General features: G+C 37.6%; 15 protein-coding genes. 10 read left to right on the forward strand and 5 right to left on the reverse strand.

Features of this window, described 5'->3' with window-relative positions; genetic code table 11:
* Positions 1-31: 31 nt before the first annotated feature.
* The 4 genes from OLM56_RS03485 to OLM56_RS03500 all read right to left on the reverse strand — a co-directional run bounded on the left by OLM56_RS03485 (position 32) and on the right by OLM56_RS03500 (position 3,092).
* A complete protein-coding gene (locus OLM56_RS03485) occupies positions 32-400 on the reverse strand; it encodes a four helix bundle protein (protein WP_182493085.1) in 369 nt (122 codons plus the stop codon).
* Positions 401-478: 78 nt separating this feature from the next.
* The gene (gene sufC / locus OLM56_RS03490) at positions 479-1,225 is read right to left on the reverse strand and encodes a Fe-S cluster assembly ATPase SufC (RefSeq protein WP_121375658.1); all 747 of its coding nucleotides are present in this window, start codon (positions 1,223-1,225) and stop codon (positions 479-481) included.
* Between the two features lie 34 nt (positions 1,226-1,259).
* On the reverse strand, positions 1,260-2,708 hold the full coding sequence (gene sufB, locus OLM56_RS03495) for a Fe-S cluster assembly protein SufB (RefSeq protein ID WP_121375659.1): 1,449 nt from the start codon (positions 2,706-2,708) through the stop codon (positions 1,260-1,262).
* Between the two features lie 54 nt (positions 2,709-2,762).
* The gene (locus OLM56_RS03500; RefSeq protein WP_121375660.1) at positions 2,763-3,092 is read right to left on the reverse strand and encodes a HesB/IscA family protein; all 330 of its coding nucleotides are present in this window, start codon (positions 3,090-3,092) and stop codon (positions 2,763-2,765) included.
* Between the two features lie 181 nt (positions 3,093-3,273).
* Between OLM56_RS03500 and OLM56_RS03505 the strand changes: the two genes are divergently transcribed.
* From OLM56_RS03505 to OLM56_RS03525, 5 genes are all read left to right on the forward strand, one after another.
* A complete protein-coding gene (locus tag OLM56_RS03505) occupies positions 3,274-4,131 on the forward strand; it encodes an MBL fold metallo-hydrolase (protein WP_264528338.1) in 858 nt (285 codons plus the stop codon).
* 125 nt (positions 4,132-4,256) lie between these two features.
* Positions 4,257-4,685, forward strand: a complete 429-nt coding sequence (locus OLM56_RS03510) for a MarR family winged helix-turn-helix transcriptional regulator (RefSeq protein WP_264528339.1) — start codon at positions 4,257-4,259, stop codon at positions 4,683-4,685.
* Between the two features lie 67 nt (positions 4,686-4,752).
* Complete coding sequence (locus OLM56_RS03515) at positions 4,753-7,197, forward strand: TonB-dependent receptor (RefSeq protein ID WP_264528340.1); 2,445 nt, start codon at positions 4,753-4,755, stop codon at positions 7,195-7,197.
* Positions 7,198-7,329: 132 nt separating this feature from the next.
* Positions 7,330-8,925 (forward strand): S8 family peptidase, encoded by a 1,596-nt coding sequence (locus OLM56_RS03520; protein WP_264528341.1) that lies wholly within the window; start codon positions 7,330-7,332, stop codon positions 8,923-8,925.
* Between the two features lie 59 nt (positions 8,926-8,984).
* On the forward strand, positions 8,985-10,889 hold the full coding sequence (locus tag OLM56_RS03525; protein WP_264528342.1) for a M1 family metallopeptidase: 1,905 nt from the start codon (positions 8,985-8,987) through the stop codon (positions 10,887-10,889).
* Between the two features lie 31 nt (positions 10,890-10,920).
* Here the strand turns inward: OLM56_RS03525 and OLM56_RS03530 are convergent, their stop codons facing one another.
* The gene (locus OLM56_RS03530; protein ID WP_182493091.1) at positions 10,921-11,619 is read right to left on the reverse strand and encodes a helix-turn-helix transcriptional regulator; all 699 of its coding nucleotides are present in this window, start codon (positions 11,617-11,619) and stop codon (positions 10,921-10,923) included.
* A 333-nt stretch (positions 11,620-11,952) separates the two neighbouring features.
* Here OLM56_RS03530 and OLM56_RS03535 point away from each other — a divergent pair, with 333 nt between their 5' ends.
* The 5 genes from OLM56_RS03535 to OLM56_RS03555 are packed head-to-tail and all read left to right on the forward strand — an operon-like array spanning position 11,953 to position 14,245.
* Complete coding sequence (locus tag OLM56_RS03535) at positions 11,953-12,432, forward strand: M15 family metallopeptidase (RefSeq protein ID WP_264528343.1); 480 nt, start codon at positions 11,953-11,955, stop codon at positions 12,430-12,432.
* A 5-nt stretch (positions 12,433-12,437) separates the two neighbouring features.
* Positions 12,438-12,614, forward strand: coding sequence for a hypothetical protein (locus OLM56_RS03540; RefSeq protein WP_264528344.1), 177 nt, complete (start codon positions 12,438-12,440; stop codon positions 12,612-12,614).
* A gap of 16 nt (positions 12,615-12,630) precedes the next feature.
* Complete coding sequence (locus OLM56_RS03545) at positions 12,631-12,837, forward strand: hypothetical protein (protein WP_264528345.1); 207 nt, start codon at positions 12,631-12,633, stop codon at positions 12,835-12,837.
* Positions 12,838-12,842: 5 nt separating this feature from the next.
* Positions 12,843-13,163, forward strand: coding sequence for a hypothetical protein (locus OLM56_RS03550; protein WP_264528346.1), 321 nt, complete (start codon positions 12,843-12,845; stop codon positions 13,161-13,163).
* 44 nt (positions 13,164-13,207) lie between these two features.
* Positions 13,208-14,245 carry a patatin-like phospholipase family protein gene (locus OLM56_RS03555; RefSeq protein ID WP_264528347.1) on the forward strand — a complete coding sequence of 346 codons (1,038 nt, stop codon included), beginning with the start codon at positions 13,208-13,210 and terminating at the stop codon, positions 14,243-14,245.
* Positions 14,246-14,273 lie beyond the last annotated feature (28 nt).

The following is a 14,273-nucleotide window of genomic DNA, read 5'->3' on the forward strand; positions in this document are numbered from 1 at the left end:
CAGTCTATTACTTCAATTGCAACTTTTAACTTTACAACTTTCCACTTAAATATTTAATAAACCCGCTTAAGAGTTTTGATATTTCAGTTATTTCGAAAAGCAATTCTTCGAAATCTTGTTTTGTAATATAATTTAAATCGAGTGCCAAATATAATTGAGACCGAACTTCTCCGGCAGATGCTTTAGCAACATAAAGAAAATATATAAATTCCTTATCGGTATTGCGTTCGAAGCCTTCAGCAATATTTGATGAGATTGAAACTGATGCTCTTCGAATTTGTCTGGCTAAATCAAAATCTTTTTTAAAAGATTCATTTTCAGTAATCAAATAAACTTTCTTATTGAAAATTCTAGACTTTTGCCAAGAATTAATCTCTTCAAAGGAATTAAATTTTCCCATTTTTCACTATGTCTGTATGGCGTATAATTTAATGTGCGCAAAATCTTTATGACTTGCGACTTTACAACTTTCGACGAATTAATTTTCTGCCTTAATCCAGTCGTATCCTTTTTCTTCTAGTTCGTAAGCCAGTTCTTTTCCGCCTGATTTTACGATTTTTCCGTTGTATAAAACGTGTACAAAATCAGGAACGATATAATCCAAAAGTCTTTGATAATGCGTAATTACAATGATTGCGTTGTTTTCACTTTTCAGCTTATTCACGCCATTGGCAACAATTCTCAAGGCATCAATATCCAGACCAGAATCGGTTTCGTCAAGAATTGCCAATTTCGGCTCCAGCATTGCCATTTGAAAGATTTCGTTTCTTTTTTTCTCGCCACCAGAAAAACCTTCGTTTAGCGAACGCGATAAGAATTTACGATCGATTTCTAACAATTCTGATTTCTCACGGATCAACTTAAGCATTTCATTGGCCGGCATTTCTTCCTGACCTTTTGCTTTCCTTGATTCGTTGATCGCCGTTTTCATAAAATTCGTTACCGAAACTCCTGGAATCTCAACCGGATATTGGAACGAAAGGAAAACACCTTTATGAGCTCTTTCTTCTGGAGCTAGATCTGCTAGATCTTCCCCATCCAATTCGACAGAACCGTCTGTTACTTCATAGTTTTCGTTTCCAGCAATTACAGCAGAAAGTGTACTTTTTCCAGAACCGTTAGGTCCCATGATGGCATGAACTTCGCCGGCTTTCACTTCAAGGTTGATTCCTTTCAGGATGTCCTTGTCTTCAATTCCAGCGTGTAAATTTTTTATACTTAACATTGTTGTTTTTGTGTTTTTATAAAGTCTTTAAAGATTAGCCTACGGAACCTTCAAGAGAAATTTCTAATAATTTTTGTGCTTCAACAGCAAATTCCATAGGAAGTTTATTCAAGACTTCTTTGCTGAAACCATTTACGATCAACGCAATGGCTTTTTCTGTCGGAATTCCTCTTTGGTTGCAATAGAAAACTTGGTCTTCGCCAATTTTACTTGTCGTTGCTTCGTGTTCTATTTTTGCCGATGGATTTTTTGATTCGATATATGGAAAAGTATGTGCTCCGCAATTATTTCCCATCAACAGCGAGTCGCATTGCGAAAAGTTCCTCGCATTGTCTGCTCTTGAACTGATTTGCACCAATCCGCGGTAGCTGTTTTGTGATTTTCCGGCAGAAATTCCTTTAGAAATAATTGTTGATTTGGTATTTTTACCCAAGTGAATCATCTTAGTTCCGGTATCCGCTTGCTGATAATTATTGGTTACAGCAATCGAATAGAATTCTCCTACTGAATTATCGCCTTTCAAAATACAAGAAGGATATTTCCACGTTACTGCAGAACCCGTTTCTACTTGTGTCCAAGAAATCTTCGCGTTTTTCTCGCACAAGCCTCTTTTGGTCACAAAGTTATACACCCCGCCTTTTCCTTCTTTGTTTCCAGGAAACCAGTTTTGAACGGTTGAATATTTAATTTCGGCATCATCCAAAGCAATTAGTTCCACAACTGCAGCATGCAATTGGTTTTCATCACGAGATGGCGCTGTACAGCCTTCCAAATACGAAACATAACTTCCTTCATCGGCAATGACCAACGTTCTTTCGAACTGGCCAGTTCCTGCTTGATTGATTCGGAAATAGGTAGAAAGTTCCATTGGGCAGCGAACGCCTTTTGGAATATAACAGAACGAACCGTCTGAAAAAACAGCCGAATTCAGCGCTGCATAGAAGTTATCTTTTTGCGGCACTACAGAACCGATATATTTTCGGACTAATTCTGAATGTTCTTTAATCGCTTCTGAAATCGAACAGAAAATAATTCCTTTTTCTGCCAGCGTTTTCTTGAAAGTCGTAGCTACAGAAACGGAATCCATTACGATATCGACCGCAACGCCCGAAAGCATTTTTTGCTCATCGATAGAAATTCCAAGCTTCTTGAATGTTTCCAAAAGCTCCGGATCTACCTCATCAAGGCTTTCGTATTTTGCTTTTTTCAAAGGTGCAGAATAATACGAAATGTCTTGGAACTTTGGCTTTTCATAATGAACATTAGCCCATTCTGGTTCCACCATTTGTTCCCAAGCCCTGAATGCCTCGATTCTCCAATCGGTCATCCATTCCGGCTCTTCTTTTTTCTTAGAAATCGCACGGACAATGTCTTCGTTTAGGCCGACAGGAAATGTATCGGATTCTATATCAGTATAAAATCCGTATTCATACTCTTTATTTTCAAGCTCGATTTTTAAATCGTCTTCTGTGTATTTGCTCATAAATTCTTTTAAGTTTCAACCCTTTCAGGGTTTAAAACCCTGAAAGGGTTAGTATTATAAAGAGAAACTCTCTCCGCAACCGCAAGTCCTGCTTGCATTTGGATTATTGAAAACAAATCCTTTTCCGTTCAAGCCTCCTGAAAACTCAAGAATTGTTCCTGCTAGATACAAGAATGATTTCTTTTCAACGGCAATTTTCACATTATTATCTTCAAAAACCTTATCGTTTTCTCCTATTTCTTTGTCAAATTTTAATTCATATGACAAGCCAGAACATCCACCGCTTTTTACGCCCACTCGAACGTAATCTTTGGCAGCATCAAAGCCGTCATCATTCATCATATCGACGATTTTTTTACTTGCTGTATCAGATACCTTTATCATGGTGATTTAAATTTAGTCTAATTAATTTGCAAAGATACGTCATATTTAGTTTTTTCCATAATCGCTAACACTTTTATAACTATGTTCCTATAGAAAAAGTTTATTTCTGAGAATTAAAAGCAAATGAATTTTAGTAATTTGCGAACAAAAAGCAGTTTTAACTATTTATACCCTAATAAAAATGAAATTATATCCGATCGAAGCAGGTAATTTTAAATTGGACGGCGGTGCCATGTTTGGCGTAATACCAAAGACAATATGGAACAAAACTAATCCTGCAGACGAAAACAATTTGATCGATATCGCCGCACGATGTCTTTTAATTGAAGAGGGAAGCCGCCTAATTTTAATCGATACCGGAATGGGCGACAAACAATCAGAAAAATTTTTCGGATATTATTCGCTTTGGGGCAATCATTCCATAGACAAGTCGTTGGCCAAGTATGGCTTTCATCGCGATGATATCACTGACGTATTCATGACGCACCTACATTTTGACCATTGCGGCGGAAGCGTTCAGTGGAATAAGGACAAAACTGGATATGAAGTGGCTTTTAAAAATGCTAAATTCTGGACAAACGACAATCATTGGGAATGGGCAACGAAGCCAAATCCGAGGGAAAAAGCCTCTTTTTTGACTGAAAATATTATTCCGATGCAAGAAAGCGGACAGCTGGAATTTATCAAAAGACCGGAAGGCGACCTGCTTAAAAATTCAGAACTCGGGTTTGACATTTTCTTTGCCGACGGACATACGGAAAAGATGATGATTCCAAAAGTCCAACACAAAGACAAGACCATCTGTTTTATGGCCGATCTTTTGCCAACAGCAGGACATCTTCCACTGCCGTATGTAATGGGCTATGACACTCGCCCGCTACTGACATTGCCTGAAAAAGCCAAATTTTTAATGGAAGCTGCCGAAAACAACTATTATTTATTCTTAGAACACGATGCTCACAACCAAATCATCACGGTTGAAAACACAGAAAAAGGAGTTCGTTTGAAAGAAGTTTTTAGTTGCGAAGAAATCCTCTAAGGCGCGCCATTTCTCCAACAGCCAAAAAATAAGCTACTTACAATCACAAATAAAATGTTAAATATTTATTTGATATATCAATTATTGATTAATCATATATATATTTGACTCAAAATCAGACCCAAATGGAAAAATTAAAAGACATCACCTTCTATACTATGGACAAAGCGATTCGAACATATAGAATTTTTGCTCAAAAAAGACTTCGGGATAACGGCTATAAGATTACTATCGACCAATGGCTCATCATAAAAGCAATTTTGGAAAATCCGGGTATTTCGCAACAAGAAATTGGCGAAAAAGTATTCAAAGACAATGCTTCTGTTACTAGAATAATCGAGCTTTTGGTAAAATCAGAATACCTCGAGCGCGAAGTAAATCAAAACGACAGGAGGAAATCCAACCTAAAAGTTACCGTTGAAGGCAAACGAATTATTGAAAAAGTCCACGATTTGGTACTCGAAAACAGAAAAACAGCCTTAGCCGGAATTCTCCCCGAGGAACTGGAAATCTTGAACAAAACTTTGAAGAAGATAATTTCTAACTGCAACTAAAAATCATCATACGAGTGCCAACGAACTGGCGAATCATCATCAATCATCAATCAAAAAACGAATAATTATGATACGGCTACTTCTCTTCCTAATCATGCTCGTAATTTCAACCCTCACAAGCTTATTGTATGGCCAGAACACTGAATTGCCAGAAAAAATAACCATTTCTGGAAAAATTTTGTCCGAAAAAAACGAAGCTGTTTCCAATGCGATTGTCTATCTGGTCCATTCTTCCAACCAAGAATTGGCAAAAACAGAAACCACAGATGAAACCGGAAAATTTATCTTTCAAAATGTTTCCAAAGGAAGTTATCTGATCAAAATTGGCGAAAATGGCAAGACGCGATACACGGGACAGCCTTTTGATGCTAACCAAAATCTAGAACTGCCTTCTGTTGTTTTAAGTGCGGAAGTACAAAACTTAGACGAAGTCGTCATCACCAAAACAAAACCGTATATCGAAAGGCAGGATGGGAAAATGATCCTGAACGTAGAAAGCAGCATCGGTGCTACGGGTTCTTCGGCTTTTGAAGTTTTAGAAAAAGCTCCTGGCGTGAATGTCGACAATAACGACAACATCAGCCTCCGCGGAAAAGGCGGCTTGCTCGTGCAAATTGACGGAAAGGCAGTCCAGATGTCAGGCACCAACTTGGCAAATTACCTGCGTGGCTTGCCTTCCGGAAATATTGAAAAGATCGAATTTATTACGAATCCCGGCTCAAAATACGATGCTTCAGGTTCTGCAATCATCAATATCAAGATGAAAAAAGACAAGCGAAAAGGAACAAACGGCAGCATTTCCACAGCTTATGGCCAAGGAAAATATCCAAAAAGCAACAACAGCTTGAGCTTGAACCACAGAAATAAGGATGTAAATATTTTTGGAAATTACAGTTTTGCGTACCGAGAAGGCTTTAATGATTTGGCTTTGAACAGAAGATTTTATGATAATAGCAATTTTACCGGCGCCTACGTGCAGGATAATTTCCTAAAAATGAATTTCAGAAATCATATTGGAAAAATTGGGGCCGATTTTTATGCCAACAAAAAACATACATTCGGGATCGTTGCCAATGCAGTGAGCAATAAATTCAATCCGACAGGTAAAAATGCTTCGGATGTTTATGATGAAACCAATTCGAAAGCATCACGTTTCCAAACCAACAACAATTCGTATGACAATTGGCACAACCATTCCGTAAACCTCAACCACAAGTTTGCAATCGATACATTGGGAACCGAATGGACGACCGATTTTGACTACGCGAATTATGGCAATGAAACCGAGCAGAATTTTAAGACGCGTTATTTCGACCTAAACAATGCAGAGTTTCAAGACCCTTATTTTTTATATGGTGATATTGCAGGCGATTTGGACATTTATTCTCTTAAAACGGATTTTGTAAAAACGTTAAACAACATCAAAGTCGAAACTGGACTAAAAACAAGCTATGTAAAGGCCGATAATAACTTGAAATTTTATGATGTCAGTACCGGAATTCCAGTTTTTGATCCGACAAAAAGCAATCATTTTATTTACAAAGAAAACATCAATGCTGCTTATATCAATGCTTCAAAACAATTCGGAAAATGGAACGCCTATCTAGGATTCAGGGTCGAAAACACGAATATCACAGGCGAGCAGCTTGTTGATAATACTTCCTTCAAGAATAATTATACGCAGCTTTTTCCGAGCGGTTTCTTGAGTTATACTTTCAATGACAAAAATAGCTTGGAATTCAATTACAGTCGAAGGATTTCGCGTCCGAGTTATGACCAATTGAATCCATTTAAATTCTTTTTGGATCCGACGACATACAGAGAAGGAAATCCGTATCTAAAACCTCAGACAACCCATTCTTTCGAAGTGACACATATTTTCAATCAGAAAATTTATACGACCCTTACCTTTTCGAGAACGACCGATAACATTACACAGGTCATTGCTCCTTCTGAAGAAGACCTCCAACTGACGGTGCAGACAAACAAAAATCTAAACACAGCTGACATTTATGGCCTGTTTATGATCGTTCCTTTTGAAATTACCAAATGGTGGAACACGACCAATAGCGTTAATGCTTATTATGGCTCCTATTCTGGTACTGTTGCCAATACGACGTTGGAAAACCAAGGCAATTTTACCTTTAACTGCAATTCGGTCAGCAATTTTAAGATCGGAAATGGCTATTCCGCAGAATTTACAGGCAATTACAGAGCAAGAGAAGTCTATGCTTTTATGGATGTTGATCCGATTTGGTATATCAATCTCGGCTTTCAGAAAAAATTCAAGAACAGTACGCTGAAATTAGCCGTCAACGATGTTTTTTACACAAATAAGACAACCGCCGATACCGAATTTACCGATTATAAAGAGCATTTCAAGGTAACCCGAGACACCAGAGTTGCCACTGTATCGTATACTTATAATTTTGGAAGTAACAGCAATCCGCAAAGAAGAAGAGCAGGCGGTGCAGAAGACATCAAGCAAAGAGCAGGTTCTTCAAACGGATAAAAAAAGCGGTTTTAAAACGAATTCATTGAATTTAAAATCAATAGCATTCTAAAATAAAGTTAATTATTTATAAGTTTGTAACAAAGTAGGCGTATTTTTGGCGAAATAATCGAAATCAAATTTTTTTTGAAAATGAAAATAATAAGACTGTCCTTCCTTTCACTTCTATCAGTGTTGGTTTTATCAGGATGTGGTGCTTCAAAAAGCATGGCTCCAGTAACGAGTATCGAAAATCTTCCTTTGAAAACTTCAAAAATCAAAGAAGATGATTTAAAAAGATGGAGCCATCTGGATATCATAAAAGATACTGTTCCGGGAATGAGCGTTGACAAAGCCTATTCTCAATTGATCAAAAACAAAAAAGGCACGAAAGTGATAGTGGGCGTTGTCGATTCAGGAGTAGATATCGAACATCCGGACTTGAAACCTATTATCTGGACCAATCCAAAAGAAATTCCTGGAAACGGAATCGACGATGACAAAAACGGTTATATCGATGACATCCACGGATGGAATTTCCTTGGCGATATAAGCAATGAAACGCTAGAAATGACAAGAATTGTCCGTAAAGGAGACGACGGTTCAGAAAATTTCAAAAAAGCTAAAGCAGCTTACGAAAAAGAGTACCAAGAAGCATTGGCATCAAAACAACAGTTTGATTTCATCAACAATGCGGATAAGACCATCCAAAAAGAATTAAAAAAAGAAAATTATACGTTCGAAGACTTAAAAGCTTTTGAGCCTAAAGATCCGACTGTAAACCAATACAAAAAAGTAATGCTTTCGGTTATTTCGCAAGCTGGACCTGAGTTCAAGTCTGAGCTAAAAGAATACCAAGACCATATCTATAACCAGTTGAACTACAATTTGAATCTTGAGCATGATGGAAGAAAAATCATGGGCGATAATATCGACGACTTAAACGATTCAAAACATGGAAACAACAATGTTACCGGACCTAAAAAAGAAGGTGCTTCTCACGGAACTCACGTTTCTGGAATCATTGCTCAAGTTAGAAACAATGGACTTGGCGGCGACGGTATTGCAAACAATGTAGCAATTATGGCTGTTAGAGCTGTGCCTGACGGAGATGAATACGATAAAGACATCGCTTTGGGTATCCGCTATGCGGTAGATAACGGAGCAAAAGTAATTAACGGAAGTTTCGGAAAAGGATTTTCTCCACACAAACAATGGGTTTACGACGCGATCAAATATGCGGCAAGCAAAGACGTATTGATTGTTTTAGCAGCAGGAAATGAAGGTGCTGACCTAGATGTAGAAGAGCGTTTCCCAAATGACAGAATCGCTTCTGGAGAAATCGCTGACAACGTAATAAAAGTAGGTGCTTTAGATACAACATACGGAACAAACTTAGTAGCAAGCTTCTCTAACTACGGAAGCAAAGATGTAGATGTTTTCGCTCCTGGTGTTAAGATTTACGCTACTTATCCAAACAACGAATACAAATACGAGCAAGGAACCTCTATGGCTTCTCCAAACGTTGCAGGAGTTGCTGCATTGATTCGTTCTTACTACCCATCACTTACAGCTTCTCAAGTGAAACACATTTTGATGGATTCTGGTATTCCAACTAATATTGATGTAGTTCTAAACGGCGAAAAATCAAACAAACGTTCGTTTTCAAAAATTTCGACATCCGGAAAAATGGTCAATGCTTATAACGCCTTGATTATGGCTGAAAAAATGGCTAAGACAAAAAAATAAAATTCAACAACTTTCAAGATGGAAGGGAGTTTCCCTTCCATTTTTTATTTTATACACCTATGAAACAACTATTTTTACTTTCAGTATTTTCATTTTTCTGTGGAAATGCAAAGGCACAGAACGGTTATTGGCAGCAACACGTCGATTATAAAATGGACGTAAACATGGATGTAAAAACATACCAATACAAAGGAAAACAAGAGCTGGTTTATACGAACAATTCACCAGACACTTTGAAAAAAGTCTTTTTCCATTTATACAACAATGCTTTCCAGCCTGGAAGCGAAATGGACATAAGGCTTCAGACAATTGTTGATCCAGACAAAAGAATGGTCAAGACGTCAAAATCTGGCGGCGTAGAAAAAACCGAAAGCAGAATAAGCCTTTTGAAGCCCAATCAGATGGGCTACCTTAACGTGACCAATTTCATGCAAGATGGCGTTTCGGCGACAACAACTGCTGTTGGAACCGTATTAGAAGTTGAATTGGTCAAACCCTTGGCTCCAAAAAGCAAGACCAAATTTACTTTAGATTTTGACGGACAAGTACCTGAACAAATCCGCCGCTCTGGAAGAAACAGTTCCGAAGGTGTTGCGCTTTCGATGACGCAATGGTATCCAAAAATGGCTGAATATGATTTTGAAGGATGGCATGCCGATCCGTATATTGGAAGAGAATTTCACGGCGTTTGGGGAAATTTTGACGTAAAAATCACTATCGATAAGAAATACGTTTTGGGAGGAACAGGATATCTCCAAAATAAAAACGAAATCGGACACGGCTACGAAGATGCAGGCGTCGAAGTAAAAATTCCTAGAAAAATAAAAACACTGACTTGGCATTTCAATGCACCTATGGTGCATGACTTCAGCTGGGCTGCCGACAAAGATTATGTCCACGATATTTATAAAGGCCCGAACAACGTAGAGTTGCATTTCTTCTACAAAGACAAAGCAAAACTTAGAGAAAACTGGAAAAAAATGCAACCAAAAACGGCTGAATTGATGGATTTCTATAATAAAAATGTAGGTCCTTACCCGTACAAACAATACTCTGTTATTCAAGGAGGCGATGGCGGTATGGAATATGCCATGTGTACTCTCATTACTGGAGAAAGATCGTATGGAAGCCTTGTCGGAGTTACAGCTCACGAAATGGCCCACTCATGGTTCCAACATGTTTTAGCAACAAATGAATCCAAACACGGCTGGATGGACGAAGGATTTACTTCCTATATTTCTGATTTGGCAATGGCAAAAGTTTTGCCGAATAAAGACGAAAAGAATCCGTTTGAGTCGGCATATTCTAACTATTTCTATATGGTTAAGACTGGAAAAGAACAGCCACAATCCACCCATGCAGATCGATTTGAAGAAAATATGGTGTATGGTATATCATCTTACAGCAAGGGAGAAATTTTCCTTACGCAGCTAGGATACATTATCGGACAGGCAAATCTTCAAAAAACACTTCATAAATTTTATAATGACTTCAAATTCAAGCACCCGACACCAAATGACATCAAAAGAACCGCTGAAAAGGTTTCAGGAATGAATCTGGATTGGTATTTGGTAGATTGGACACAGACAACCAATACCATCGATTATGCCATTAAAGAAGTACGAGATGCAGGCGGAAAGACAGAAGTTGTCCTGCAAAGAATAGGAAGAATGCCAATGCCTTTAGACATTGTCGTTACTTACGTAGATGGAAGCAAAGAAACATTCTATGCGCCACTGCAGATGATGCGCGGCATAAAAGAAAATCCATATCCAGGCGTAAAAAGAACTTTCTTGAAAGGCTGGGATTGGGCGTATCCATCTCTAAAATTTACCATTGACAAAGGAATGGGACAAATCAGCAAGATTGAAATTGATCCCGAAAACCTCATGGCAGATGTCAAAAAAGACAATAACGTATATCCTGCTCCAATTCCGGATAACAGCAAGATCTTGAAAAACTAATAAAAAAGGCGGACAATATTGTCCGCCTTTTTTAATTCATGGCATTAATCCTAATGCTTGCTTTTACCAAAGCAAGCGCTTTTATTTTTGAAAGCTCCACATCTTTATCCTGATGGTGCTTATTTTGGCTTACGAGCCTCACACAGCCCGGATTTTCAGATTTCTGGATATACTTCACGGTAACATATTCTTCGCCGCTCATATCGATTCCTAGAAGGTACATTTCTCCCCAGAATATCTCATTAGCCACATCGTGTATTTCTTTATACAAGACAATATCGCCACTTTTCAAAAGCGGATACATACTATCGCCCGTCACGTAGACCGCTCCGTCGCATTTAGGCAGATGCGGAATAGAAATATGATCAATCGGATCTTGTGACTTACTATCTTGAAATAACGGAACAAGACCAGCTATTGCTTCAATATCATAAAGCGGAATCTGCTGGTTTTCAACATAGCTATCCGTTTTTAACTTATACGTCTCAATCTGCTTGTTGTTGAGAATTTCTTCATTATCCAAAAATATATTTCCTTGGCCTGTAAGAAGCCATGCCGGATTCAAATCTTTATAAATGGAAAGAATATTTTCTAAAACTTGCGATCCGATGCTCTTTCCTTCTTTTACAGCTTTTGAAATACTTCCTCTGCTGGCACCAATGCTATTCTCAAAAGCATAAAAACTTATGCCTTTTTTAGCCATATACTGCCCTACTCTTTCTGAAACCATATGATTAAAGTATTATTTATTGCACAAAGCTATGAAAAAAATCTATAAAAAATAATATAATCTTCTGTTTATGAAAATAATTAAGATTAAACACATCTAAATTACAAATAAATCCTACATAAATATATCGTACTTTTATATAAATAAGCTTTCTTTTACTTTATACTAATAGTCCTCTAATTAGGTAGCAAAACTATAATTAACACTATATCAAACGTGTAACAGTGTAATAGAAATTTAAAATAACTTAATTTAATAGAAAATATTCTTAATTTAATTTGTTTGATTTATTTTTTTCTTATAAATTTGTAATGTAATTAATTTTAAACACTTATGGATAAATATACAAAACAACGCATTGCCCAGCTTCATCCTTCGGTAAGAGAAGAACTCACAAAAATTATTGAAGAATGCGACAGCGCCCTAACTGGCAGAGCTAAAGTCAGAATCACACAAGGATTACGAACTTTTGAAGAACAAGATATTTTATATGCTCAAGGTAGAACAAACCCTGGTAAAAAAGTGACCAATGCAAAAGGCGGACAATCAATTCACAATTATGGTTTTGCAGTAGATATTTGCTTAATTATTGATGGAAAAACAGCTTCCTGGGATACCGCAAAAGATTGGGACAACGATAAAATTGCTGATTGGTACGAATGCGTGAAAATTTTTGCAAAGCATGGCTGGGAATGGGGCGGCAATTGGAAAACATTCAAAGACATGCCTCATTTTGACAAAAGAAACCTCAATAGCTGGAAAAAATTATCAAAGCTTAAGAAAGATAAAAACGGATATGTAATTCTAAATTAACATCTATGAAAACAATGAGAAACATCGTTGCGCTTTTCTTTTTAGTCTCTCTATCAGTTTCCTGCGAGTCGACAAGGACGGCAATCTTTGATCAATATTCGTATCAGAAAACGACAGAACTAAAAGTAGAAGCTTCAAAATTAATGGACAAGGCGACATCGCCCTATCCAAAGCACCGATAACGAAATTACTTTCGCTATGTGGAAAGTGCTGACCGACGAAGAAAAAAACCTCCTTTCAGGATTTTTCAAGCGCTGGAAAGAGAAAGAATCTTTGTCGCCTGTTTTTCTTCAAGAATCGAAAAAGCAGGTATTGGAAGCCTTGGACTTGCTCATTCAATATGAAATCAAAAAAGACAAAGTCTCAAAAGAAGGGCTTTTGAGCCTCATCAACAGTAACAACTAGAAATCATGGATATCGACAAATTATTAAAAGAACTTAAGCAGGAACTTGTCAAACTCTTAGGCGACAAGTACAAAGAATTTAAGCCAGAAATCCAAAAAGACATCAATGATTTTTTGGAAAAATCAAGAGAAAAATTAGAACTCTGGTCGATGTTACTAGCCACAGCATCGCTAACAGAAGAAGAGTTTTCATGGTTGCTGAAAAGTCAGCAAGACTTAATCGCCCTTAAAGCATTGCAAGGAGCAGGATTATCAAAAATCAGGATTAATAACATCAAAAACACGATACTGCAAACTGTTTTCAAAACAGTCATTATGTGCCTGTAGGCTATAAAATACGACAAGACCCCAAATCTTAAATCATAAAAGCCATGTCAAAAAAAATCAGAATCTTAAGCCTGGACGGAGGCGGAATCCGAGGGATTATTACCTGCGTCATTTTAAAATATATTGAAGAACAGCTCCAAAAGCTGGATAATCCTAATGCAAAAATTGGCGATTATTTCGACCTTATCGCCGGAACCAGCACGGGCGGAATCCTTGCGGCTATTCTTCTTTTTCCCGATAGCGACAAAAAAGCGAAATATTCCGTCGAAACTGCGCTGGATTTATATGCCAAGCATGGCGAAACTATTTTCAATGTCTCATTTTGGCAGCAGCTCATCAATCCGTTTGGGCTTTTCAATGAAAAAATTTCGCAGAGAGCTTTAGAAAGACAGCTTCAGGAAGTATTCGGAAAACTCGAAATCAAAGATTTCATAAAACCCTGCCTGATTACTTCCTATGACATCTTTCACCGAAAAGCAAAATTTTTTACCAGCCATGAAGCCAATTCCGATTTAGAAAATTTCTATGCCAAAGATGCCTGCAGGGCAACCTCAGCAGCACCCACTTATTTTGAGCCTGCCAAAATAAAATCGCTGTATGGACAAGAATTTACGCTCATAGACGGCGGCGTATATGCCAACAACCCTGCCTTGTGCGCTTACGCTGAAGCTAGAAAAATTGAATTTTCAAAAGTATTACAGCATCCTGCAAAAAAAGATTATCCTAAAATAAGTGATATGATTATCGTATCTATTGGCACGGGAGAAGTATTGAAGCCCTATAATTTTAGGCAGTTTGAAAATGCCGGAAAAGTAAAGTGGATTCAGCCACTGATCGACATACTGCTTTCGGCAAACGTAGAAACCACCGACTATCATCTCCGTAAAATGTATGAAACGCTTGGTGCCCGAAACAGGCAAAACTACCATCGCTTAATGCCTTCTTTAAAAAATGCATCTCCTGAGATGGATGATGTTTCCTCAAAAAACATCTATGAATTGATCCAGGCGGGTTTGGCCTACATCGACCAGCATCGTGAAGAATTGAATGAAATCGCAAAAAAACTAATAAAACACAGCTAACAAAAAAACCTCTGGAAATTTCCAGAGG

It is taken from the genome of Flavobacterium sp. N2550 (assembly GCF_025947265.1).
GTDB classification, from domain to species: domain Bacteria; phylum Bacteroidota; class Bacteroidia; order Flavobacteriales; family Flavobacteriaceae; genus Flavobacterium; species Flavobacterium endophyticum.

Excerpts from the sequence above, each read along its gene's own strand:
- OLM56_RS03485 (WP_182493085.1), bottom strand. The coding sequence starts at position 400 with ATGGGAAAATTTAATTCCTTTGAAGAGATTAATTCTTGGCAAAAGTCT.
- sufC (WP_121375658.1), bottom strand. The coding sequence starts at position 1,225 with ATGTTAAGTATAAAAAATTTACACGCTGGAATTGAAGACAAGGACATC.
- sufB (WP_121375659.1), bottom strand. The coding sequence starts at position 2,708 with ATGAGCAAATACACAGAAGACGATTTAAAAATCGAGCTTGAAAATAAA.
- OLM56_RS03500 (WP_121375660.1), bottom strand. The coding sequence starts at position 3,092 with ATGATAAAGGTATCTGATACAGCAAGTAAAAAAATCGTCGATATGATG.
- OLM56_RS03505 (WP_264528338.1), top strand. The coding sequence starts at position 3,274 with ATGAAATTATATCCGATCGAAGCAGGTAATTTTAAATTGGACGGCGGT.
- OLM56_RS03510 (WP_264528339.1), top strand. The coding sequence starts at position 4,257 with ATGGAAAAATTAAAAGACATCACCTTCTATACTATGGACAAAGCGATT.
- OLM56_RS03515 (WP_264528340.1), top strand. The coding sequence starts at position 4,753 with ATGATACGGCTACTTCTCTTCCTAATCATGCTCGTAATTTCAACCCTC.
- OLM56_RS03520 (WP_264528341.1), top strand. The coding sequence starts at position 7,330 with ATGAAAATAATAAGACTGTCCTTCCTTTCACTTCTATCAGTGTTGGTT.
- OLM56_RS03525 (WP_264528342.1), top strand. The coding sequence starts at position 8,985 with ATGAAACAACTATTTTTACTTTCAGTATTTTCATTTTTCTGTGGAAAT.
- OLM56_RS03530 (WP_182493091.1), bottom strand. The coding sequence starts at position 11,619 with ATGGTTTCAGAAAGAGTAGGGCAGTATATGGCTAAAAAAGGCATAAGT.
- OLM56_RS03535 (WP_264528343.1), top strand. The coding sequence starts at position 11,953 with ATGGATAAATATACAAAACAACGCATTGCCCAGCTTCATCCTTCGGTA.
- OLM56_RS03540 (WP_264528344.1), top strand. The coding sequence starts at position 12,438 with ATGAAAACAATGAGAAACATCGTTGCGCTTTTCTTTTTAGTCTCTCTA.
- OLM56_RS03545 (WP_264528345.1), top strand. The coding sequence starts at position 12,631 with ATGTGGAAAGTGCTGACCGACGAAGAAAAAAACCTCCTTTCAGGATTT.
- OLM56_RS03550 (WP_264528346.1), top strand. The coding sequence starts at position 12,843 with ATGGATATCGACAAATTATTAAAAGAACTTAAGCAGGAACTTGTCAAA.
- OLM56_RS03555 (WP_264528347.1), top strand. The coding sequence starts at position 13,208 with ATGTCAAAAAAAATCAGAATCTTAAGCCTGGACGGAGGCGGAATCCGA.